Source organism: Microvirga ossetica, from assembly GCF_002741015.1.
GTDB lineage: Bacteria > Pseudomonadota > Alphaproteobacteria > Rhizobiales > Beijerinckiaceae > Microvirga > Microvirga ossetica.
In genome coordinates this window covers 897,281-918,148 of the sequence record NZ_CP016619.1, presented here as the reverse complement: position 1 = coordinate 918,148, position 20,868 = coordinate 897,281, and the positions used below count along the sequence as shown (strand labels likewise).

Below are 20,868 nucleotides of genomic sequence, written 5' to 3'. Positions count from 1 at the left end.
CCTCGCTGGAACGCGCTGAGGAGGAGCCCTACCCATGATCTCGTTCGGTTTCAGCACCATCGGGTGTCCCGACTACAGCATCGATCAGGTCATCGCCATGGCGAAGGAGAACGGATATTCCGGTGTCGAAATCCGCTTCCTTCGAGGCACCGTCGACTTGGCCTCTCTCGACGAATTCTCTCCCCGGAAGATCGGCGAGACGCGGCGGCGTTTCGAAGATGCGGGCATTGAAATCGTCGGCATCAATACCGGGGTTCGCATGGCGTCGCTCGACGAAGCCGTGCGGTCCCAGCAAAGGGACACAGCCCGGGCCAATCTCGCCATCGCCGAAGCCTTGGGCGCGAACTATCTTCGGGTCTTCGGAGGTCCGCTGCCATCGGAGCAGGATCCCGAAGACACGCTGGATGCCATTGCCGCCGGATTGGGCGAGATCGCGGACATGACGTCCGAGCGGGGCGTGACGAGCCTCATCGAGACCCATGATGCATTCTGTCTCTCTCCCAGCATTCTCGACCTTTACCGGCGTGGTGCCAGCGACAAGCTCGGCGTTCTCTGGGATACGTTGCACACCTACCGCCATGGCGAGGATGGTGAGGAGACTTGGGCCCGGCTCGGCGACCGCATCAAATTGGTTCACGTCAAGGATTCCATGAAGGCAACGGCGGAGGGCTTCGATTTCGCGCTCACTGGCGAGGGTACGGTGCCCGTTATGTCCTTTGTCGACCTTCTCGAGCGGAAAGGCTTCGATGGCTACGTAAATTTTGAATGGGAGAAAGGCTGGCATCGGGAAATCCCTGAGCCAGAAGTCGCGCTGCCGCACTTCTCCCGCTTCATGATCCACAACAGGAGCTGAGCGCGTGGCCTGGGATAGCGAAGGGACGTTGGCGGCACTCGGTGAAGCATCTGTACCTCGCTCGACGACCCAGCGGAGGAAGCGCCGCAGTGTCGCCCTGCGCAGATGGAGCGCCGGCTATATTCTAATTGCACCGGCGATCCTGTTGATCATCCTGATGATGGTCTATCCCGTCTTCCAGACGATCTACTTCAGTTTCAGCAAGGTGCAGCTTCCGGCGCTCAGGACGACTTTTGTCGGCTTCGACAACTTCGTGCGCATCCTCCGCGATCCAGAGACCGGACCGCTATTCTATCGCACGCTCGTTTGGGTCATCGGCGGCGTTGCGCTCAGGATGATCCTGGGCCTTGGTGCCGCCCTTGTGTTCAATGCCAAGGTGCGCGGCACGGTTTGGATGCGTGTGCTCGTTATCCTTCCTTGGGCGATTCCCTCAGTGGTCGGCGCCAATCTCTGGCGTTGGATCGTGCAGGCCGATGCCGGCGTGCTGAACCAGACGCTGCGCAGCTGGGGCCTTGGACACTGGGCCCTCAACTGGCTTGGCAGCCCCGATACGGCAATGTGGACTGTCATTGTAGCTTATGCTTGGGGCGGGTTCCCGTTCGTGATGCTGCTCATCCTGGCCCGTCTGCAGGGACTGCCGGAAGAAATCAACGAGGCCGCCAAGGTCGATGGTGCCAATTGGTGGCAGATCTTCCGGTACATTACCTTGCCGTCGCTGTCCGGGGTGCTCATGATCGCGCTGATCCTTGAGATCGTTAGCGGGATCAACTCCTTCGACACACTGATGATCATGACGGGCGGAGGCCCGGCCAATGCGACGATGATCTGGGGCATCAAGATCTACAAAACTGGCTTCACCGAATTCAACCTGGGTGGGGCCGCCGCCCTCAGTGTTCTCATGTTCGTCGGCATGCTGGCCGTCTTCGCGGTCTACGGAATTGCGAACGCACGGGTGCGGAAGCGCCAGGAGGATGCCCTATGACAATGACCAATGCCTTGGCAGGTCCTGGCCGCATGATCCGCCGCAGGAGCTTTCTCACGAGGCGGAGCTTGGGCACAACCGGCAGGTATGTGCTCGTCTACGGGCTGGGAATGCTCTTTGTCCTTTTCAGCATTCTGCCGCTTCTGTGGGGCGTCACCACCGCGCTGAAGGTGCCGAGCGAGATCTATGCGTTCCCGCCGACTTGGATTCCAAAGACGTTCACTTTCGATAACTTCATCGCGGTCTTCCATAACAAGTCTCTGATCCGAGCCTTCTTCAACACCCTTCTTATCGCCAGCGCAACGACGGTCGTTGCCTTGATCGTCGGCATGCTCGGTGGGTATGGCTTTTCCCGGTACAGGATCCCCGGCAGAAACACGCTCCTGTGGTCGGTGCTGCTGACGAAGCTGTTCCCGCGCGTGGTCGTGATCGTCCCGTTCTTTGTGACCCTGCGCAACCTGCAGATCATGAACACCTACCAGGGCCTGATCCTGGTCTATCTGATGGTGACCTTTCCGGTGGCCATCTGGCTGCTCAAGGGCTTCTTCGACAAGATCCCCAAGGAGATCGAGGAGGCGGCCATCGTCGACGGCTGCTCTCTGCCGCAACTGCTCTGGCTGGTCGTGCTGCCGATGGCCCGGCCGGCATTAGTCGCGGTGGCCATGTATTCCTTCATCCTTGCCTGGAACGAGTTTCTGTTCGCGCTGGTGTTCACCAACGGCTTGGAACGGCGGCCGCTTTCGGTCGCACTCGCTTTCTTCATCGATGAGAACGGCATTCAATGGGGTCAGCTCATGGCCGCCTCCGTGATCATGAGCCTGCCGGCAATCCTCGTCTTCACGCTCGCGCAGCGAATGCTTGTGCGCGGCCTCAGTGACGGAGCCGTGAAGGGATGACCTCGGATCCACGCGTAGCTATCGTGACCGGCGGAAGCCAGGGAATTGGTCTTGCAACCGTCAAGGCCTTTGTGGCCCGTGGCATGAGCGTCGTTGCCGCCGCCCGGGGCCGCACTCGTCTCGACGATGCCATCGCGGCCCTCGATCCCGCCCATTGCGACAGAGCGGTGGGGATCGTCGCCGACGTGAGCAAGGAAGCGGACGTCCAATCCTTGGTGCGCGAGACGGCGGAACGGTTCGGCCGCATCGATGTGCTGGTCAACAGCGCCGGCGTCAGCATGTCCGCCCGCCCGCGGCTCGTCGATACGACCTCGGCGGAATGGCACAAGCTCATCGACACCAACCTGACCGGCACCTACCTGATGTGCCGCGAGACGCTACCGCACCTGGAGAAGATGCAGGACTCCTATATCCTCAATATCCAGTCGACCGCCTCCTACGCCAGCCAGCCGGGCGTCAGCCTCTATGCCGCCTCCAAATACGGAGTTCGGGCGCTGACCGAGGCTCTGATCGAGGAATATCGCAACTCGGGTATTCGCGTGACGTCCGTCAGCCCTGGCCCGGTCGATACAACGATTTGGACCCACAAGCTGGAACCACCTTCGGCCGACCGGCGGGCGATGATGCTTCGGCCTTCAGACATCTCCGACATCCTCGTGTGGCTGTTGGACCGGCCCCGCCACATGCACATCCCCAACATCACCGTGACCCCATGGACGGGGATCTGACGACCATAGGCAGTCTCATGAAAATGATTTCCGTAGGCTTCATCGGTGCCGGCTTTTCGGCCCATCTTCACGTGGAGGGCCTGAAGAAGGTTCATGGCGTCAATGTCCGCTTTGCCGGCGTTACTGCCTCCCGGTCTGAGCGCGCCGCCGCTTTCGCCACGGCCCATCGGGTCGAGAACACCTTTGCCAACTGGCAGGAGTTGCTGGCAGACCGCTCCATCGACGTGGTCTCGATCTGCGTCCCCAATGCGATGCATGCCGAGATCGCTGTGGCGGCAGCTCGGGCCGGCAAGCACGTCATCTGCGAAAAGCCGTTGACAGGTGCCTTTGGGGATTCGGGTGGATTGGTGGGCGTCGAGCGGGCCCGCAATGAGCTTGAGCGGGCCCGGACATCGGTGGGGGAGGTCGCCCGCGCGGTGAGAGAGAGTGGAGTGCTCTTTCTCTATGCCGAGAACTGGGTCTATGCGCCAGCCATGCTCAAAACCAAGCGCCTGCTCGAAACCTCGAAGGGCGCGATCATCGATATCCGCGCCGAGGAGAGCCACAGCGGTTCGCACGCCTTGCGCTCCCGACGGCGGCAAACCGCCGGTGGGGGTTCTCTGCTGATGCTGGGCTCACACCCGATTGGGGCCGCCATCCACCTCAAGGAGTATGAGGCACAGTTGGCCGGCATTGATCCAATCCGGGTCACGTCCGTGACTGCGACAACGGCTGCCCTCTACGACACCGACGCCGTGAAGCGAGGCCACCACAGTTGGCTCGTCTCGGACTGGGGGGATGTCGAGACCTGGGCCAATCTCGTCATGGGCTTCAGCGATGGTTCGCAGGCGGTGATTGCCGCGTCGTTTGCCATGCTGGGCGGGGTGCGCAACACATTTGAGGTCTATACGACCAATTGCGTCTTTCGGGGAAACATGACACCCAATGACGGGCTCCTGGTCTACTCGCCGGACTCGAATGCTTTCGGCACCGAATATCTGCACGAAAAGATTGAAACCCGCACCGGCTGGATCACCGCTGCGCCCGACGAGGATTGGGTACGCGGGTACCCACAGGAGATGCAGGACTTCATGGAGGCGATCGCCGCGGGACGGGAACCGATCTCCGGGCTGCGCCTGGCGAGCGACGTCGTTGAGGTGATCTACAGCGCATACCTCTCGGCAGAGGAGGGCCGCCGGATCCCTCTTGCCCTCGGCTGATCCCGGCACAACCCGTATCTGGAGATATTTTGTCGTGATTCATGAACTCAACCATTTCGGAATTGTCGTCAGGGATCTGGAGAAGTCACTTGCCTTCTACCAAGATCTGCTGGGAGCAAAGATCGTCTACAAGGGCTTCATCCCTCCGACGAGGACGGATGTGGTCTACCTCTTAATCAGCGGTGGCATGATCGAGCTGCTCTACCGACCCGAGCCTCCTGCCGGTGAGACGTTCGGCATTACGCACGTTGCTTTCATGAGCGACGATCTGGACGCCGACTACGAGCGTCTCACGGGCCTAGGCTACAAGGGCCTTGTGGCTCCAAAAGTGGCCGGCAGCGGCGTGGGCCGATTGGCCTTCCTCAGCGATCCGAACGGAGCGCGGATCGAGCTCATTCAACGTGACCTGGAGATGCGTGCCGAGCCCGTGACACACGACGTCATCAAGTCGTTCGACCACTATTCGGTGCTTGCTAATGACCTTGATGCTGCACTGATACTCTATCGGGACGTGATGGGCATGAAGGTCCTCAAGGAGATGACGGTTCCGCATCCCACCAACCCGCTCTCGATCGTCTATCTCAACTGGGACTACGACGTGCTGGAGCTGCTTCACCGTCCGACGCCTGATACGACGAGCCCCATCTTCGGCCATTTTGCCCTGCGCGTCGACAGCGTCGACGAAGCGCTCACGAGGTTCGAAGCCCAGGGGGTCTCGCCCGAGCCGGGCACGCCCAAGCCCGCGGGCACGGGGATCGGTCGGATCGGGATCATCCGCGATCCGGATGGCGTCAAGGTCGAACTCGTGGACCGCGCCGACCTGCGCGATTTACCCTGATCCAGATACACTCATTTGTGATCCGGCGGCGGCTCGAAGGCCACACCCTCGGCGCCGAAAGCTGAGGCTGCAGCTTCCGATATTCGCAACACAGGTTTAGACCATGGCAAGTCATACAATATTTGATCTTAATGACGGCAACAAACTGCCACGCCTCGGGTTTGGCCTGTGGCAAGTACCGGATGAACAGGCTCCAGATGTCGTGCACCAAGCTATTCGAACCGGATATAGGTTGATTGATACGGCTGCGGGCTATGGAAACGAGGAAGGTGTCGGTGAGGGCATCAGTGCAGCTGGCGTGGCTCGCACAGATCTATTCGTTACAACGAAGCTGGCCAGTCAAGATCATGGGTACGATGAAGCTTTGAAGGCGTTCGACAAGAGTCTTGGACGTCTCGGACTCGCGTATGTTGACTTATATCTGATCCACTGGCCTCGCCCTTGGGAAAACCGTTACGTCGAGACCTGGCGGGCCTTCCAGCGGATCAAACAGGAAGGTCGTGCGCGGTCCATCGGGGTCTCTAACTTCACCCAAGCACATATTCAGCGTCTCATCGACGAGACTGGGGTTGTGCCAGCAGTCAATCAGATTGAGCTACATCCACGCTTCCAGCAAAAGGACATGAGGCAGTTTCATGACCAGCTTGGGATGGTTACACAGTCATGGAGCCCGTTGGGGCGTGGCCACCTCCAGGATAATGAAACAATTACAGAACTCGCGAGCAAGTACGGCAAGAGCTGGGCCCAGATCGTGATCCGCTGGCATCTGGATAACAATCTTTCGGTGATACCGAAGTCTATTACACTTGAGCGGATCCGCCAAAACTTCGACGTATTCGATTTTCAGCTCGCGCTCGAGGATGTTGCGCGCATCAATAAGCTTCAGTCCGATAAGGGCCGGATTGGAGCGCATCCAGATGACATTCGTTCCTGAGTGCTCCAAGGATGTAATGCAGAGCGGACAGGAAATATCAGCGACAGACAATCCTCTGTAGCCGCAAAGCTAGAATATCCTGATCCTGCAAAGTAGGAGTATCACACTCCTGGCCTCTGACGGATGCGGGAGAACGCGAATGGGACTGATTGCGTGAAGCTGGGAAGCATCGGTCTCGCGGGGCAGGCGATTGGAAGACTGGATCTGCACGGGGTAGACTACGGCCGCCAAATTGTTGTTCGGTTTAGCCCGAACTCTTCTCACCAAGCGGCGGCATAAGCCCTCACGCTTCGTCATCCTCCCCTCTAAAACGGCGGAAGGTGCTAGACTTTAGTCGGAAGCGCGGCCGCAAGTTTAAGAATTGACAAGCGGGCCGCTCTGCTAAATCCTTTTAGCTAATTCGTTTTAGCAGAGGGTCGATTGCGTGGCGCGACGTGGCATAACGAACGCAGCACAAACCGGAGCTCCGACGAGCGCCGATGTTGCGCGTCTCGCTGGCGTATCCCAGGCAACGATCTCCCTCGTGCTGAACGGCCGAGCCAGTAACGTTCGCATCTCCGATGAAACCCGCGACAGGGTGATTTCTGCGGCGACACAGCTTGGCTACACCCCGAACCACGCCGCTCGCAGCCTGCGGCAGCGTCGGACAAATATCATCACCTTCGTCCTGCCGACCCTGGATAACCCCTACTTTTCCGATGTCGTGAGGGCGGCCCAGACGGCAGCCCAACAGCGTGGCTATGCGGTTTCCGTCATTCCGGCGAAGACGAAGCCGGGGGAATTCCATGCGTTATCGTTTCTGCAGGGCGCTGCCTTCGACGGCATCATCGTGGCCGGACGCGAGAACTGCACCGCAACGGAACTAAGGCAACTCGCAGCCCGAGGCGTCGCGGTCGTCGTCCTACAAGAGCAAAGCCCGGATCCGTCTATCCAGAGCGTGAGCGTCGACCTGGAGGCGGGGGGCTACATGGCGACCCGGCATTTGATCGACCTGGGTCACCGCCGCATTGCTCACGTGACGGAAAGGCTGCACGAGCCCGGGACGCGGCGCGACCGTCTCGAGGGTTACCGCCGCGCGCTGGAGGAGGCCGGCTTGGCCTTCGATCCTTCTCTGGTCCTGACAGCAGAGAACACGATGGCCGGCGGCAGCAAGGCCATCGAGCAACTGCTTGACTCCGGGACGCAGCGCCCGACGGCCGCCTTCATGTACAACGATCAGATGGCGGTCGGCGCCCTTCACGCCTTGCGCGCGCATCGGCTGAGCGTTCCTGACGATTTCGCCGTGGTGGGGTTTGACGGAGTCGCCATCGGGCAGTTTACCGTCCCGACCCTCACCACCATCGATCACCCGCGCGAGGAACTCGGTCGTCTTGCGATTGAGGCGCTCATCGGTGCTCTCGAGAAGAGGCCCTCCGATGCGAGGGAGCATGTGCTCCCAGTCCAACTCGTTGTCCGTGAATCGTGTGGGGGAGGGAAGACATCGTCCCCCATGACTCGACGCCGAGCTCCAGCGAGATGAGCGCCGGACCTGCGCGATCGAACGCAGGACGGCAATCCAACCCAAGCACAACCAAACCAAGGAGGAAACCATGACGCAGACATTCGACCGCCGAACGATCCTGAAAGCAGGGCTTGGGGCAAGTGCTGGCCTGATGGTCACCGGGCGGGTCAACTCCAGCCTGGCACAGAGCCCGGTGCGACTCACCATGGCGGTATGGGGTGGCAAAGCGGAGGTCGATGCCTACAACCAGGTGATCGCCAAGTACCAGGCGGCCAACCCAAACGTGACGATACGCCTTGACGTCATTCCGTTCGGCCAGTTCTATCAGCAAGTCGACACGCGGCTCGCTGGCCGGCAGGCGCCGGATCTGTTCCGCGTCACGTACCAGCAGGTCGGCCGCTATGCCCTTGGCAAGGCTGCGATCGATCTCAGTCAGTTCATCGATTCCGGCTATAGCGCCGCTTTCACGCCTTCGGTCTGGAGTGCGGTTAATTACCAGGGTAAGCCCTATGCGCTGCCGCATCACACCGATACGTTCGCATTGTTCTACAACGCTGATATGCTGGCCCAGGCAGGAGTGACGGTGCCGACGAGCCTGGATCAGGCCTGGACTTGGGATCGGTTCATCCAGGTTGCCAAAGTCCTGAAGGAGAAGTCTATCGGCTCTTATCCGTTCGCTATGAGCTGGCAGAATTCAGCCGTTCACCGCTGGATGATCTACCTGTACCAGCATGGCGGCCAACTCCTGAACAATGATCTGACTGCGCCTCAGATCAACACCCCGGCCGGCATTGAGACCATCGCCTGGACCCAAAGCTGGTTCAAGGAGGGACTGGTTCCTCCGAGCACGTCCGTGAAGAGCGCCGAACCGGTTCAGAACCTGTTTGCCAACGGAACCGTCGCGATGATGCTGAACGGCAACTGGCAAATCCCCTTCGTGAACCAGCAGATGACCAAGTTCAAATGGGGCGTCACCTACCTGCCGCGCGATGTGGCGATGGCCGACGATCTTGGCGGCACCTGTGTGGCCATCTCGCGCGACAGCAAGAACCCTGAGGTTGCGGCAGACTTCCTCAAATTCCTCGTCAATGAAGAGAACATGCGCGACTACATCAGCGCGGCGCAGTTCCTGCCTGTCCGCAAGTCGCTGGTAGAGGGTGGGGTTCAGTATGCCCTGAGGCCGGATGAGATGAAGGTATTTGTCGAGCAGACGAAGACCATTCCTCAGCATCTCGTCAGCACGGTCGTGCTGCCGACCTGGGGAAAGTTTAACCCCAAGCTGGCGGATGAGCTCGACCTCGCCTTCACCTCGGGACAGTCGCCTGAGCAAACGGCCCAGAACATCGAGGCGCATGTCAAAAATATTCTGCTGTCGTCCTAAAGGCTTGAGATGAATCCAATCATTCCTCTCACGACGGAAACACCATGGCCGATCTCTCCATGACCTATCCGAAGGAGCGGAGCGAGACGACCACCAGCCGGAAACCCGGCTGGTGGAGTTCATATCGGTCTCGACTGACTCCCTATCTCTTCATCGCACCGAACCTGTTGCTGTTTTCCATCTTCGTGTTCTTCCCACTTCTATATGCCGCCTATATCAGCGTGCATCAGTGGTCCTTGATCGATGCGCCGGAATTCAACGGCGTCCAGAACTACACAAGACTTCTGAGCGACGGGCAGTTCTGGCAATCATTGACGAACACCGTCGTCTACTCGGCCGCCACGGTTCCAACGAGCCTCTTCCTGGGCCTGTTTCTGGCCATCGGACTGAATCGAAAACTGGCTGCCCGGACACTGTTACGCAGCATCTACTTTCTGCCCGTGGTCGTCTCCAGCGTCGCAACAGCCGTCATCGCTGCGTGGCTGTTCAATGACAACTACGGCATCATCAATGCGCTGCTCAAGCAGGCGGGCGTCGGGCCCGTGGCTTGGCTGTCGTCGCCGCGATGGGCGCTCCCGTCGATCATCCTGACGACGCTCTGGGTGCGGATTGGCTTCTGCATGGTGGTCTACCTTGCGGCGCTCCAGTCCATCTCTCCGAGCTACTACGAGGCAGCCGTGATCGACGGCGCGACACGTCCGCAACAGTTCCGCTTTGTGACATGGCCTTTGCTGCGGCCGACCACATTCTTGCTGCTCATCCTGAACGTCATCTACTCGTTCCAGGTCTTCGATCTGATCTTCGTCATGACCGGAGGCGGACCAGGCTTCTCCACCACGATGATCGTCCAGTATATCTACCAGGCGGCCTTCGCGAGCTCAGAAATGGGCTACGCGAGTGCCATGGGCATGGTCCTCTTCGTGCTGATCCTGCTCTTCACCCTCATCCAGTGGCGGATCAACCGTCGCACCGAGCAATTCGTCTAGGAGGCCGAATCCCGATGGTCACGACTACGAGTCCTGCACGTCAACGCCTCGAGACCGGCGGTCTTTGGCTTCTCCTCACCGCCGGCGCGCTGGTGATGTTTTTCCCGATCTATTGGATGTTCGCCACGGCGATCCGGCCCCGGGACGAGATCTTCAGCGGAGCGGTCAATCTTCTGCCCACAGGTTGGGTGTGGAGCAATTTCACGGCCGCGTTGAGCCGCATGCCATTCCTGGACTGGACCTGGAACTCCCTGGTCATCGCCATTGCGGCGGTCGTGATCACGGTCAGTCTCAATCTGTTGTGCGGCTATGCCTTCGCCAAGTTTCGTTTTGCAGGCCGCGACATTCTGTTCATTGGGGTGCTCAGCGCCCTGATGATCCCGATCCAAGTCATCATTGTGCCTTTGTTCCTGGTCGTGGCGGATCTGGGGCTTTTGAACAGCTACTGGGGCGTCATCCTCCCGCGCGCGGCCGAAGCGTTCGGGATCTTCATGGTGCGCCAGTTCATGGTCAGCATCCCGGACGAGCTGCTCGAGGCCGCGCGGCTCGATGGCGCAAGCGAACTGACGATCTTCCTGAAAGTGGTGCTCCCGCTCTCCAAGCCGATCATTGCGGTGCTGATCATCTTCACCTTCATGTGGCGCTGGAACGATTTCGTGCTGCCGCTCGTCATCCTCACCGATCAGGAAATGTACACAGTGCAACTCGGGTTGAACCTGCTGAAGGGGCAGTACAACACGGAATGGACCGACATCATGGCGATTGCCTTGCTCTCTCTGATGCCCATGCTCGTGATCTTCGTGTTCTTCCAGCGTCAGCTGATCCAAGGTATCGCCGGGACTGGCCTCAAATAGCGTCGACGTTTCAAAGCACTCTCGAAAGGACCCCACATGTTCAAAGTGGCTATGATCGGCGCCGGAAGCGTCGTGTTCGTCAAAAATCTTCTCACGGATATTCTGGACCTGCCCGAGCTTCGGGAGGTGACAATCTCCCTGCATGACATCGACGCGGAGCGTCTTGAAACCGCTGGTATGATGGCCCGCTGGACGGCCGACCAGTTCGGCGCCAATGCCAAAGTCGAGGAGCATCTGGACCGCCGGGCGGCTCTCGATGGTGCGGATTTCGTCATCAACATGGTGCAGGTCGGCATGCATGAGGCGACACTGCTCGATTTCGAGATCCCGCGCAAATACGGTCTCAAGCAGACCATTGCCGACACCTTGAGCATCGGCGGCATCTTCCGCGGCCTACGCACGATCCCTTTCATGGTCGACATGGTGGCCGAGATGCGCGAGCTTTGCCCGGACGCGCTGCTGCTCAACTATACCAACCCGATGAGCATCCTGACCCAAGCCGTCTATGAGGCTTTCCCGGAGCAGAAGGTGGTGGGCCTGTGCCACAACGTGCAGAATACCGCCAAGGAACTCGCAAGTTACCTGAACGTTCCGGTCGAACGTCTGTCGTATGATTGCGCCGGCATCAACCATCAGACCTGGTTCCTCAAGCTGCGGATCGATGGTGAGGACGCCTATCCGCGTCTGTGGCAGGCGATGGAGGACCCGCAGATCTTCGCCAAGGACAAGGTCCGCTTCGAGCTCATGCGTTCCTTCGGCTGGTTCATCAGCGAGTCGAGCGAACACAACGCAGAGTATACCCCTTACTTCCTGAAGCGGGACGATCAGATCGCCGAGTACGACGTGCCGGTGGACGAATACATTCGCCGCAGCGAACGCAATCTCCGCCGCTATCAGGACACGCGCAAGCAACTGCTGAATGGGCACGAGTTCCCGCTCGAGCGGAGCGTCGAATATGGCTCCCTGATCATTCACGCTATGATCACCGGCAAGCCCCAGGTCATCTATGGCAATGTGGAGAACACCAGGTTGATCGACAACCTGCCGGACGGCTGCTGCGTTGAGGTGCCGATGATCGTAGACCGCAATGGATTGCGGCCCTGCCACGTCGGCAATTTGCCGCCGGAGCTTGCCGGGTATTGTGCTCCGCACGTCTTCGTTCAGGATCTTACGGTGAAGGCAGCGCTCGAGGGCAATCGGGACCGGGTGCATCGTGCAGCCCTGCTCGACCGCCATGCAACGAGCGTCCTGTCGATCAAGGAGATCCGTGCCATGGTGGAGGAACTCATCGAAGCTCACGGCGACGCCATGCCGGAGGGTATTCGGACTGCCAAGACGCGCCCTGAACAAGTGAAGCGTTTCGCTTGAATTCCATCCCTGCATGCGGCGGGCGCCAGGGCTCGCCGCATGCCGCCAAGAACAAAAGACTTCGGAGGAAACCTCGTGGCCTCAGTTGAGATCCGCAACATTCGCAAGAACTTCGGAACCGTCCCGGTCATTCACGGTGTCTCCATCGAGATCCAGGACGGCGAGTTCGTAATCCTGGTCGGGCCGTCCGGCTGCGGCAAATCCACCCTCCTGCGCATGATCGCGGGACTGGAAAGCGTGTCCGGCGGCGAGCTTCGCATCGGCCCGAAGGTCGTGAACGACGTTCCGCCCAAGGAGCGCGACATCGCGATGGTGTTCCAGAACTATGCGCTCTACCCGCATATGACGGTCGCCGACAACATGGCTTTCTCGCTCAAGCTGAAGCGGGCGCCCAAGACCGAGATCAAGTCCCGCGTCGACCGCGCCGCCGAGATCCTCGGCCTGGGCAAGCTTCTCGACCGCTATCCGCGCCAGCTCTCGGGCGGCCAGCGCCAGCGCGTCGCCATGGGACGCGCCATCGTGCGCGATCCGCAGGTCTTCCTCTTCGACGAGCCGCTCTCCAACCTCGATGCCAAGCTGCGGGTCGCCATGCGCACGGAGATCAAGGCCCTGCACCAGCGGCTGAAGACCACCACCATCTACGTCACCCACGACCAGATCGAGGCCATGACCATGGCCGACAAGATCGTGGTGATGCACGATGGCGTGGTCGAGCAGGTCGGCGCGCCGCTCGAACTCTACGACCGGCCGGCCAACCTCTTCGTCGCCGGCTTCATCGGATCGCCGGCCATGAACTTCCTCAAGGGGCATCTGCAGGGCGGGCGCTTCGTGACCGATACCGGGCTGACCCTGCCGGTCGCCAATCCGCCTGCCGCCTCGGACGGGCAACCGATCATCTACGGCATCCGGCCGGAGCATTTCATCCTCGACGACGTCAACGGCGTTCCGGCCGAGGTCGCCGTGGTCGAGCCGACCGGGTCGGAGACGCAGGTCTTCGCCAAGTTCGGTGGCACGGATATCGTCGGCGTGTTCCGCGAGCGCGTCGATGCTCAGCCGGGCCATCACATCCGTATCACGCCCGACCCGAAGCTGGTGCACCTGTTCGACGAGCAGACCGGCAAGCGTCTGTAACCCAGAGATCCCGAAATAGGAGAGAGTAAGACCACGGTGCGCTCGACCTTTGACTTGGAGAAACCTGCAGCGGTCCAATATTACCCTGATGACCGCCGAAGTGGCTTGCTAACGTTCAAGGTCCAATCCCCCGTGTCTGTGGAGTTTCAACTCCTCGCTATCATCCGCGCAGTGCTCAAAGCTGAGTTCGCCGGTGCAGAGCCACCATGCGGGTCGATAGTGACGGATCCGCGTTGACCGCGCATCCGCTTGGCATGTCAAACCGTAGGAGAAGGGAGAGAACACTCCATTGGAACACCAGCCTTCTGCGCTCTCACCTTTCCGACACCCAATCTTTCGGGCAGTTTGGCTTGCCAGTCTTGCGTCCAACTTCGGCAGTTTGATCGAGTCGGTCGGAGCCGCTTGGCTGATGACCTCCCTAGGAGCGTCGGCCGGTATGATAGCCCTGGTGCAGGCATCGACAACGCTCCCTATCATGCTGTTCTCCCTGGCGGCCGGTGCCATCGCGGACAACTTCGACCGGCGCAGGCTCATGCTCACGGCTCAGGTTTTCCTGCTAATCGCTTCGATCGGCCTCACCCTCGTCACCTTTCTCGGCCTCGTGACGCCCTGGCTTCTGCTTCTCTTCACCTTTCTGGTCGGCTGTGGCACCGCGTTTAATGGCTCGGCCTGGCAATCCTTGGTCGGCGAGATGGTGCCACGCTCTGACCTTCCGGGCGCCATCGCCCTCAACAGCATGGGGTACAACGTCGCCCGTAGTGTCGGACCGGCGATCGGCGGTTTCATCGTGGCCGCGGCTGGGGCCTTTGGAGCCTTCGCAGCCAATGCGGTGAGCTATATCGGTCTCATCGCCGTGCTGGCGCGCTGGCGACCCGAAGCGCCTCCCAGGATCCTACCACCGGAGTCGCTGGGGACCGCCATGGCGGCCGGCCTCCGCTACGTGGCCATGTCGCCGAATATCAGTCTTGTTCTGGTTCGCGGAGCCATGTTCGGGCTGGCTGCGATTGCCGTTCAGGCACTGATGCCGCTCATCGCACGGGACCTGGTTCACGGCGGGCCTCTCACCTTCGGGCTTCTGCTGGGCGCGTTTGGTGCAGGAGCCGTCTGCGGTGCCCTGCTGGTCGCACGCCTGCAGCGGGCCCTGTCGATCGAGGCCATTGTTCGCCTCGGCTTCATTGGCTTTGCCATCTGCGTGATTGGTGCTGGCCTGAGCTCGTCGGCCATCCTCACCATGGTCGCGATGGTGTTCGGAGGCGGGAGTTGGGTGGTTGCCCTGTCAAGCTTCAATGTGACCGTTCAGCTCTCCGCACCTCGCTGGGTCGTCGGCCGGGCGCTTGCGCTTTATCAGATGGCCACCTTCGGCGGCATGGCCTGCGGTAGCTGGATCTGGGGGGAAATTGCTGAGCGGTATGGCATCACCGAAGCTCTGTTGATGGCAGGCCTTGTTCTTGTCGCTGGCGCGGCCTTCGGGCTGCGCTACGCATTGCCGGAGCTGAAATCGCTCAATCTCGACCCGCTCAGCCGTTGGAAGGAGCCTGAAGTTGCGCTTGATATCCGTCCGCGCAGTGGTCCGATTGTGGTGACGATCGAGTACATCATTCGCGAGCCCGATGTTATTGCCTTTCTGGAAGTGATGGCCCAGCGCAGAAGGGTGAGGCGCCGGGACGGCGCCCGTCACTGGACCCTGCTGCGCGACCTTGAAAACCCCGAATTGTGGGTGGAACGCTATCATACCCCCACGTGGCTGGAATACGTGCGACACAACCAGCGCCCGACGCATGCCGACGCCGCTATCATCGAAAGGCTCCGGAGTTTGCACCAGGGATCCGAACCGCCGCGCGTCCATCGCATGATCGAGCGGCCGACAGGCTGGCTTACCCCGGACGCAGCGTCCTCAGTCCGTGACACCGCAGGACCTCTCGCAGACTCAGCCGGTCCATCCTGACAGCTTCAATCAAAGGTTTAGAGAGGCATCCTTACAGAAGCGGATCAGGATCGAGCCATCTAGTACAGCCCATCAGGGACTTTCAATTACCCATAGATTTGCGCCCCAATCCTAGCGCCGAGTTCGATATCCATCAGGCGGGATAGTCCTCTCCACATGACGGTGTTTCCTGGCGGAGGATCATGGCCACGGGCAAGGTAGCCGCCCATGCGGGCGATCTTAGTTAAATAGTAGGCGAGCGTCTTGCTCCGCAGCAGCACCTGGCCCTTGTCTCGCACCAGCTCGTCGAGCAGGTCCATTTCCAAGTCCGTCAAGGCCAGCCGCGGCGGCACGTCCGGAACAACACGATTGAGCATCGTCATCCAGAAGATCCGCCAGCTCAGGATGCAGTAGATGCTGAGCAGGTTCACCAGGCGCTCGGCCGTTCTCAGCTTGGTCTCCTCCGCTCGGCACCCGGACTTGAGGATCTTGTGGAACAGCTCGACCTTCCAGCGCATGGCGTACCAGTCGAGCATCTGGATCGCGTCCGCGCGGGATCGTACCGGCAGATCCGTGATCAGCTTCCAGTCGATCCGCGCCCGGTCTTTGGGTGGATGACGCTCCTGTGCGTGGATCACCGTCAGGCTCAGGGCTGGATAGCGCTTCTGCTTGCCGATCGGAGGCAGGATGTGGATCCGGCGGTATTTGAGCTCTACGGTGGCAAGGCTCACATCGCCTTTCGGGCTGCGAACTTCGACCTGATGCCGTCCTTTGACCTTCACCTCTGCCATCTCGTCCGCGATGGTGTGCTGGCCATCGCCCGCCAACCGATCCACGCAGGTTCGGACCAGGAAGTGCGTGCTCAGAGCCTGAGCCGTGCAGAAGAACTCGTCGATGTCGTTCTCCCGGTCGCCGATATGGATGCAGCGCTCAGGAGCACCGAACAGCGCCACGGACTGCCTCATGCACTCCAGCCAGCGGATACTCTCCTTCTGATCGATGGGCACCCGGGTCGGGTTGATCTTGCGTTTGAGCGTCCGGGCGCCCTTGAACTGAGGCCTCGTCCAAAACTTGATTGCCGAAAGCCCCAGCGGCAGCCCATCCGCGGTCACAGCCAGGCAAGAGTGCATGAGCAGCCCGCAGACCGTGTGCATCCTGGAGCGACCTTCCTTGTCCCGGCCGCTGTTGACCCGGCGGGTCGCACCAATCCGTTCAGGCTGTGCTCTTTCGTAGGACAGTTCGGTTGTGTCCTGAATGACCAAGATAGGGCCACCGAAGGCGGCAAAGCGGGTTCGGGTGGCTTGGAAATGGCCCTGAAGGATCTCATGGTCGGAAACTTTGGGATTGGACAGGAAGCGGTAGGCCGCTTTGGTGTTAGCCCAATCCTGGCAGGCCAGCGGAAGGCTGCCGCCAATGGCACCGGCCATGTGGGTCAGGAGCTTGCGCAGGCGCTGGCCGAGACGATTGTCCCGAAAGCGGCACCCAGCGAGTTCCTGATCGACCCAGGAAATAACATTGGCTGCCTCTCCCAGAGGATGCGTCGGAAGAGACGTCTTTGTCATGGCCCAGCTCCCGCGCCGCCTCGTGGGAGCGAATAGGAGGCCGTCCGGCGTATGCCCGGCGCGCAGAGATCAGCGAGATCACGGGAAAGCCGAGACAGAGCCCTGTCCATGGGACACCTCTCACAGATGAGGAGATGCTCACCAAGGAATCACGCTTGGTGCTGGTCAGGCAAGCACTGCTGCTAAGTCAGAAATGTGGGTAATTGAAAGCATCAGGGAGCCCCTACTATCACGGGGCTCAAGTAGCTCGAGGCAAACTTCAAGATCATCCGGTCCAATGAATCAATTAGCGAGTGCTCCGTTGGGACGCATACATACCCGTTGTGCGGAATTCAGTTGGGCTGGTGTTAAATACCCGCCGAAAAGCTTTGGCGAAATAATTTGGATCATCAAATCCGCTGGCATTCGCAATCTGCTTCACGGATATGTCGCCCTCGACGAGGAGCTTCGTCGCAAGCGCCATTCGTTCATTCAGCACGAACTCTGCGGGTTCTGTCGCGAATTTTAGCTAAGGACAAAAAGGCACCTGTCCCGCACGCACGCTCTACGCGGCCAGGAGCTCGAACTGCTCGGCGAGGGACAATTCCGAACGGCAGGCATACTTCGCCTGTCCTTTCCGCATCATGTGAACCATCTCGATCCCTCCTAAGATCGCCTGAGCGGATACCATCGACTTGAACCCGAGCATTAGTCGAACCCGGCGTTTGACGGCGCGATGGTCCTGCTCAATGCGATTGTTGAGGTAGGCACTTTGCCGAATCCGGATCGGCTTCAGCTTGTGTCTTGACCGATCCTGGAGCCGACTTGCCGTATCGCAGGATTGTATGGCTTCCCGGTTGGTCTGGCTGCCGTCTATAACGATCCGCTCAGGACGGCCGTGCCGCTTCAGCGCTTGGCGCAGGAACCGTTTGGCGGCCGTGAGGTTGCGCCGCTCGCAGAACCAGAACTCGACCGTGTCACCATCGCTGTCGATGGCGCGGTACAAGTACATCCACCGCCTACGGACTTTAATATACGTCTCGTCCACGTGCCATCTCCGGCTGACAGCTCGCTTGCGCCGATTGAATTGCTCGAGCAGGAGCGGAGCGTAGTGAACCGTCCAGCGATGGATAGTGGCATGATCCACCGTCACACCTCGCTCGGCCATCATCTCCTCCAGGTTCCACAGGCTCAGGCCATAAGCCAGATACCACCGAACGCACAGCATGATGACTGAACGATCGAAGTGACGGCCTTTGAACATCATGTACCTCCGGAGTTGCCTGGAGACATAGGGCGAACCCTGTTACCGAACGGTTTGCGACAGTTCCCTGAGAAGTGGTCGTCCCTGATTCATGGGTTAGGACTCCCAGGGATAGGTAACGTTATACGCAAGTAAGAGTTCTCCCGCGGGTAAGGATTCGCCGCGGCCGTCGCTATAAATAAACGCTATAGCGGCAGAATGGAGTTGTGTTGGCGGACCTGCTGTCCTGACCCTACTCTCATCGATTAACGGGCCAAGAGGAAGATGGCCTGGCTCAAGAAACGAACCGCATCAATGCGGCACATAAAACAGCGTGCGCTGGCATAGGGCCAAGCTCGTGCGTTCCAGTAACATGGAGTGGGAACATGACCAAAGTGATCAGCCGTAGAGCATTTTGCCTCTCGACCGCAGTTTTAACTCTTGCCGCCGCGATTCCGAACTTTGCAGGGACAGCGTATGCGGCGGGAGAAAGTATCAAACTCGGCCTCGTGGCGCCGATGAGCGGGCCTAACGCCCGCTATGGCTCGTTCTCGATGCGCGGCGCACAACTCGCCGTAAAGGAGATCAACGATGCCGGGGGCGTGGATGGCCGAAAAATTGAACTCGTCTCGGGCGACAGCCAAGGTACGCCTGTTGAGGGTGTTTCAGCAACCCGCCGCCTGATCGACAGCGACAAGGTCGATTTCATTATTGGTGACGTTTCCAGTTCCGTCACTCTCGCCATGCAGCCCGTTGCAGAGGACGCTCGAATTCTTCTCCTCAACGCAGCCTCCTCAAATCCCAAGATCACCTATGGGGCCGGGGTCGGCGGCTATAAGTGGACCTTCCGCAACTACCCAACCGACGAGAACCGCGCCCTGATCGTCGCAAAGTATGCCGCCGAGCAACGTGGGCTCACGAAGTTCTCCGTTCTTTCGGTCGACAGCGACTATGGCCGTTCCGCCATCGAGTTTACGAAGAAGTATCTGCCCCAGTTCAAGGGACAAATCCTGACAGAAGACTACTACAAAGAGGGTGAAGTCGATTTCCGCAGCGTTTTGGCAAAAATCCGCGATGCCGGCGCTCAAGCCATCATCTTGTATGGTCTTGCCGACACAACCCCGATCATCGCGCGGCAGATGACCGAAGTCGGGCTCGCCGGCAAGGTGCCGCTGATTGGGAACGCCGAATTCAACACCCCATCGAATATCAAGGCCGCACCGCGTGCCATGGAAGGGGCCGTAGAAGCCGCGGCATGGCTGCCGGCCTGGGACTCGCCCAAGAGCAAAGCTTTCGTCGAAAAGTTCACGGCGGCCAACAAGGAAGGGCCCAACAACCACGCCTACGTGCATTGGGAGACGGTTCATCTCCTGGCGCAGGCCATCAAAGAAGCCGGAAGCCCAGACCGTGAGAAGGTTCGTGATGCGCTGTCCAAGATCAAGTATGACAGTGCTGTCGGCGAAGTCACGTTCGACAATCACAACCAAGCCCGGCTGCCGATGATCCTGCTTCAGATCGAAGGCGGAAAGCCCAGCATCAAGGGCGCCTATACGGCTGAAATCCAGTATCCAGCACCGTAAAAGCGTCGAAGGATGAGGCCATGTTCTCCACTTTTGCAGAACAGATCATCAACGGCATCGTAACAGGCTCTGTCTATGCGATCGTTGCTGTCGGCATGACGATGATCTTCGGTGTTCTACGGGCAATCAACTTCGCTCACGGCGAATACTATATGCTTGGGACGTTCGGGGCATGGTTCGCCATCGATTACCTTGAACTGTCCTATGAAGCGTCGATCGTCGTCGGGATTCTGGCCACGATCGTCATAGCCTATGCCGTCGGCAGGCTCGTGATGCAGCGCATGGTCGGCGCCCCGGCAGAGGCCGGGGTGCTCGCCACCCTCGGCATCGCCCTCATCCTCCAGAACACCGTCATCCTCGTCTTTGGCGGCGGCTACAAGTTCTTCTCAGGTGGATACATCGAACCGGTTTCGGTTCTGGGTTTCACCCTGGCTCAGCAACGCATCCTCATCCTTGTCGTTTGTGCGCTCGTTTTCATCGGCCTTGAACTGATGGTGACGTACAGCCGCATGGGAAAGTCCATGCGGGCGGTCTCGCAGAACATCGAATGCTGCGAGGTCGTCGGGATCGATGTGCCGCAAGTCGTACTGCGAACCTTTATTCTCGGCGCGGCGCTTGCGGCTCTGTCCGGAGTGCTGACTGCGCCCGTCAACGTCAATGTCTATGGCGGGATGGGTGAGCTCATCACGTTCAAGACCCTCCCGATCATCATCATGGGCGGTCTCGGGAACGTCCGGGGCACATTCTTTGCTGCTATGCTCCTCGGCATCGCCGAGAGTCTGGTCGCAACCTATGTCGGCCTGCAGTTCCGTGACACGGTCGGGTTTGTGACCCTGATCCTGACGCTGATGTGGCGGCCCTACGGCCTGTTTTCCACGGAAGCACGTTTTTGACGGCATTGCCGAACTTCTCTCGAACTCTGAGGACAC

The 20,868-nt window shown here is 59.8% G+C and carries 18 protein-coding genes and 1 pseudogene; 16 read left to right on the top strand and 3 right to left on the bottom strand.

Features of this window, described 5'->3' with window-relative positions; all coding sequences use genetic code 11:
* The first annotated feature begins 34 nt into the window (after positions 1 to 34).
* The 14 genes from BB934_RS42610 (at position 35) to BB934_RS42545 (ending at position 15,596) form a co-directional block, all read left to right on the top strand.
* A complete protein-coding gene (locus tag BB934_RS42610) occupies positions 35 to 853 on the top strand; it encodes a sugar phosphate isomerase/epimerase family protein (protein WP_099515574.1) in 819 nt (272 codons plus the stop codon).
* A gap of 4 nt (positions 854 to 857) precedes the next feature.
* Complete coding sequence (locus BB934_RS42605; RefSeq protein ID WP_157934668.1) at positions 858 to 1,835, top strand: carbohydrate ABC transporter permease; 978 nt, start codon at positions 858 to 860, stop codon at positions 1,833 to 1,835.
* Complete coding sequence (locus BB934_RS42600; RefSeq protein ID WP_099515572.1) at positions 1,832 to 2,731, top strand: carbohydrate ABC transporter permease; 900 nt, start codon at positions 1,832 to 1,834, stop codon at positions 2,729 to 2,731. Before BB934_RS42605 ends, BB934_RS42600 begins: the two co-directional genes overlap by 4 nt.
* Positions 2,728 to 3,459 (top strand): SDR family oxidoreductase, encoded by a 732-nt coding sequence (locus BB934_RS42595; RefSeq protein ID WP_099515571.1) that lies wholly within the window; start codon positions 2,728 to 2,730, stop codon positions 3,457 to 3,459. Before BB934_RS42600 ends, BB934_RS42595 begins: the two co-directional genes overlap by 4 nt.
* Before the next feature lie 17 nt (positions 3,460 to 3,476).
* Positions 3,477 to 4,658 carry a Gfo/Idh/MocA family protein gene (locus BB934_RS42590; RefSeq protein ID WP_157934667.1) on the top strand — a complete coding sequence of 394 codons (1,182 nt, stop codon included), beginning with the start codon at positions 3,477 to 3,479 and terminating at the stop codon, positions 4,656 to 4,658.
* A 34-nt stretch (positions 4,659 to 4,692) separates the two neighbouring features.
* Positions 4,693 to 5,496, top strand: a complete 804-nt coding sequence (locus BB934_RS42585; RefSeq protein ID WP_162299279.1) for a VOC family protein — start codon at positions 4,693 to 4,695, stop codon at positions 5,494 to 5,496.
* 103 nt (positions 5,497 to 5,599) lie between these two features.
* Entirely contained in the window at positions 5,600 to 6,430 is an 831-nt protein-coding gene (locus tag BB934_RS42580; RefSeq protein ID WP_099515568.1) for an aldo/keto reductase, read from the top strand.
* 523 nt (positions 6,431 to 6,953) lie between these two features.
* Positions 6,954 to 7,949 (top strand): LacI family DNA-binding transcriptional regulator, encoded by a 996-nt coding sequence (locus BB934_RS42575; protein WP_237050689.1) that lies wholly within the window; start codon positions 6,954 to 6,956, stop codon positions 7,947 to 7,949.
* Positions 7,950 to 8,082: 133 nt separating this feature from the next.
* A complete protein-coding gene (locus tag BB934_RS42570; protein ID WP_157934666.1) occupies positions 8,083 to 9,312 on the top strand; it encodes an ABC transporter substrate-binding protein in 1,230 nt (409 codons plus the stop codon).
* 44 nt (positions 9,313 to 9,356) lie between these two features.
* Positions 9,357 to 10,298: a carbohydrate ABC transporter permease gene (locus tag BB934_RS42565; RefSeq protein ID WP_237050687.1), complete on the top strand. Its 942-nt coding sequence runs from the start codon at positions 9,357 to 9,359 to the stop codon at positions 10,296 to 10,298.
* Positions 10,299 to 10,312: 14 nt separating this feature from the next.
* Entirely contained in the window at positions 10,313 to 11,152 is an 840-nt protein-coding gene (locus BB934_RS42560) for a carbohydrate ABC transporter permease (protein WP_099515565.1), read from the top strand.
* A 36-nt stretch (positions 11,153 to 11,188) separates the two neighbouring features.
* On the top strand, positions 11,189 to 12,520 hold the full coding sequence (melA, locus tag BB934_RS42555) for an alpha-glucosidase/alpha-galactosidase (protein ID WP_099515564.1): 1,332 nt from the start codon (positions 11,189 to 11,191) through the stop codon (positions 12,518 to 12,520).
* Positions 12,521 to 12,595: 75 nt separating this feature from the next.
* Entirely contained in the window at positions 12,596 to 13,651 is a 1,056-nt protein-coding gene (locus BB934_RS42550; protein WP_099515563.1) for an ABC transporter ATP-binding protein, read from the top strand.
* 289 nt (positions 13,652 to 13,940) lie between these two features.
* Positions 13,941 to 15,596, top strand: coding sequence for an MFS transporter (locus BB934_RS42545; RefSeq protein ID WP_099515562.1), 1,656 nt, complete (start codon positions 13,941 to 13,943; stop codon positions 15,594 to 15,596).
* A gap of 86 nt (positions 15,597 to 15,682) precedes the next feature.
* Here BB934_RS42545 and BB934_RS42540 read toward each other — a convergent pair whose 3' ends face one another.
* The 3 genes and pseudogenes from BB934_RS42540 to BB934_RS42530 form a co-directional block, all read right to left on the bottom strand.
* Positions 15,683 to 17,137, bottom strand: coding sequence for an IS4 family transposase (locus BB934_RS42540; RefSeq protein ID WP_099508970.1), 1,455 nt, complete (start codon positions 17,135 to 17,137; stop codon positions 15,683 to 15,685).
* A gap of 286 nt (positions 17,138 to 17,423) precedes the next feature.
* Positions 17,424 to 17,627 (bottom strand): annotated as a pseudogene (locus BB934_RS42535) (helix-turn-helix transcriptional regulator); the annotation flags it as partial.
* A 54-nt stretch (positions 17,628 to 17,681) separates the two neighbouring features.
* Positions 17,682 to 18,380, bottom strand: a complete 699-nt coding sequence (locus tag BB934_RS42530) for an IS6 family transposase (RefSeq protein ID WP_099515560.1) — start codon at positions 18,378 to 18,380, stop codon at positions 17,682 to 17,684.
* Positions 18,381 to 18,745: 365 nt separating this feature from the next.
* Between BB934_RS42530 and BB934_RS42525 the strand changes: the two genes are divergently transcribed.
* Together BB934_RS42525 and BB934_RS42520 are read left to right on the top strand one after the other, a co-directional pair.
* A complete protein-coding gene (locus BB934_RS42525; protein ID WP_099515559.1) occupies positions 18,746 to 19,939 on the top strand; it encodes an ABC transporter substrate-binding protein in 1,194 nt (397 codons plus the stop codon).
* A 20-nt stretch (positions 19,940 to 19,959) separates the two neighbouring features.
* Entirely contained in the window at positions 19,960 to 20,832 is an 873-nt protein-coding gene (locus BB934_RS42520; RefSeq protein WP_099515558.1) for a branched-chain amino acid ABC transporter permease, read from the top strand.
* The last annotated feature ends 36 nt before the right edge of the window (positions 20,833 to 20,868 follow it).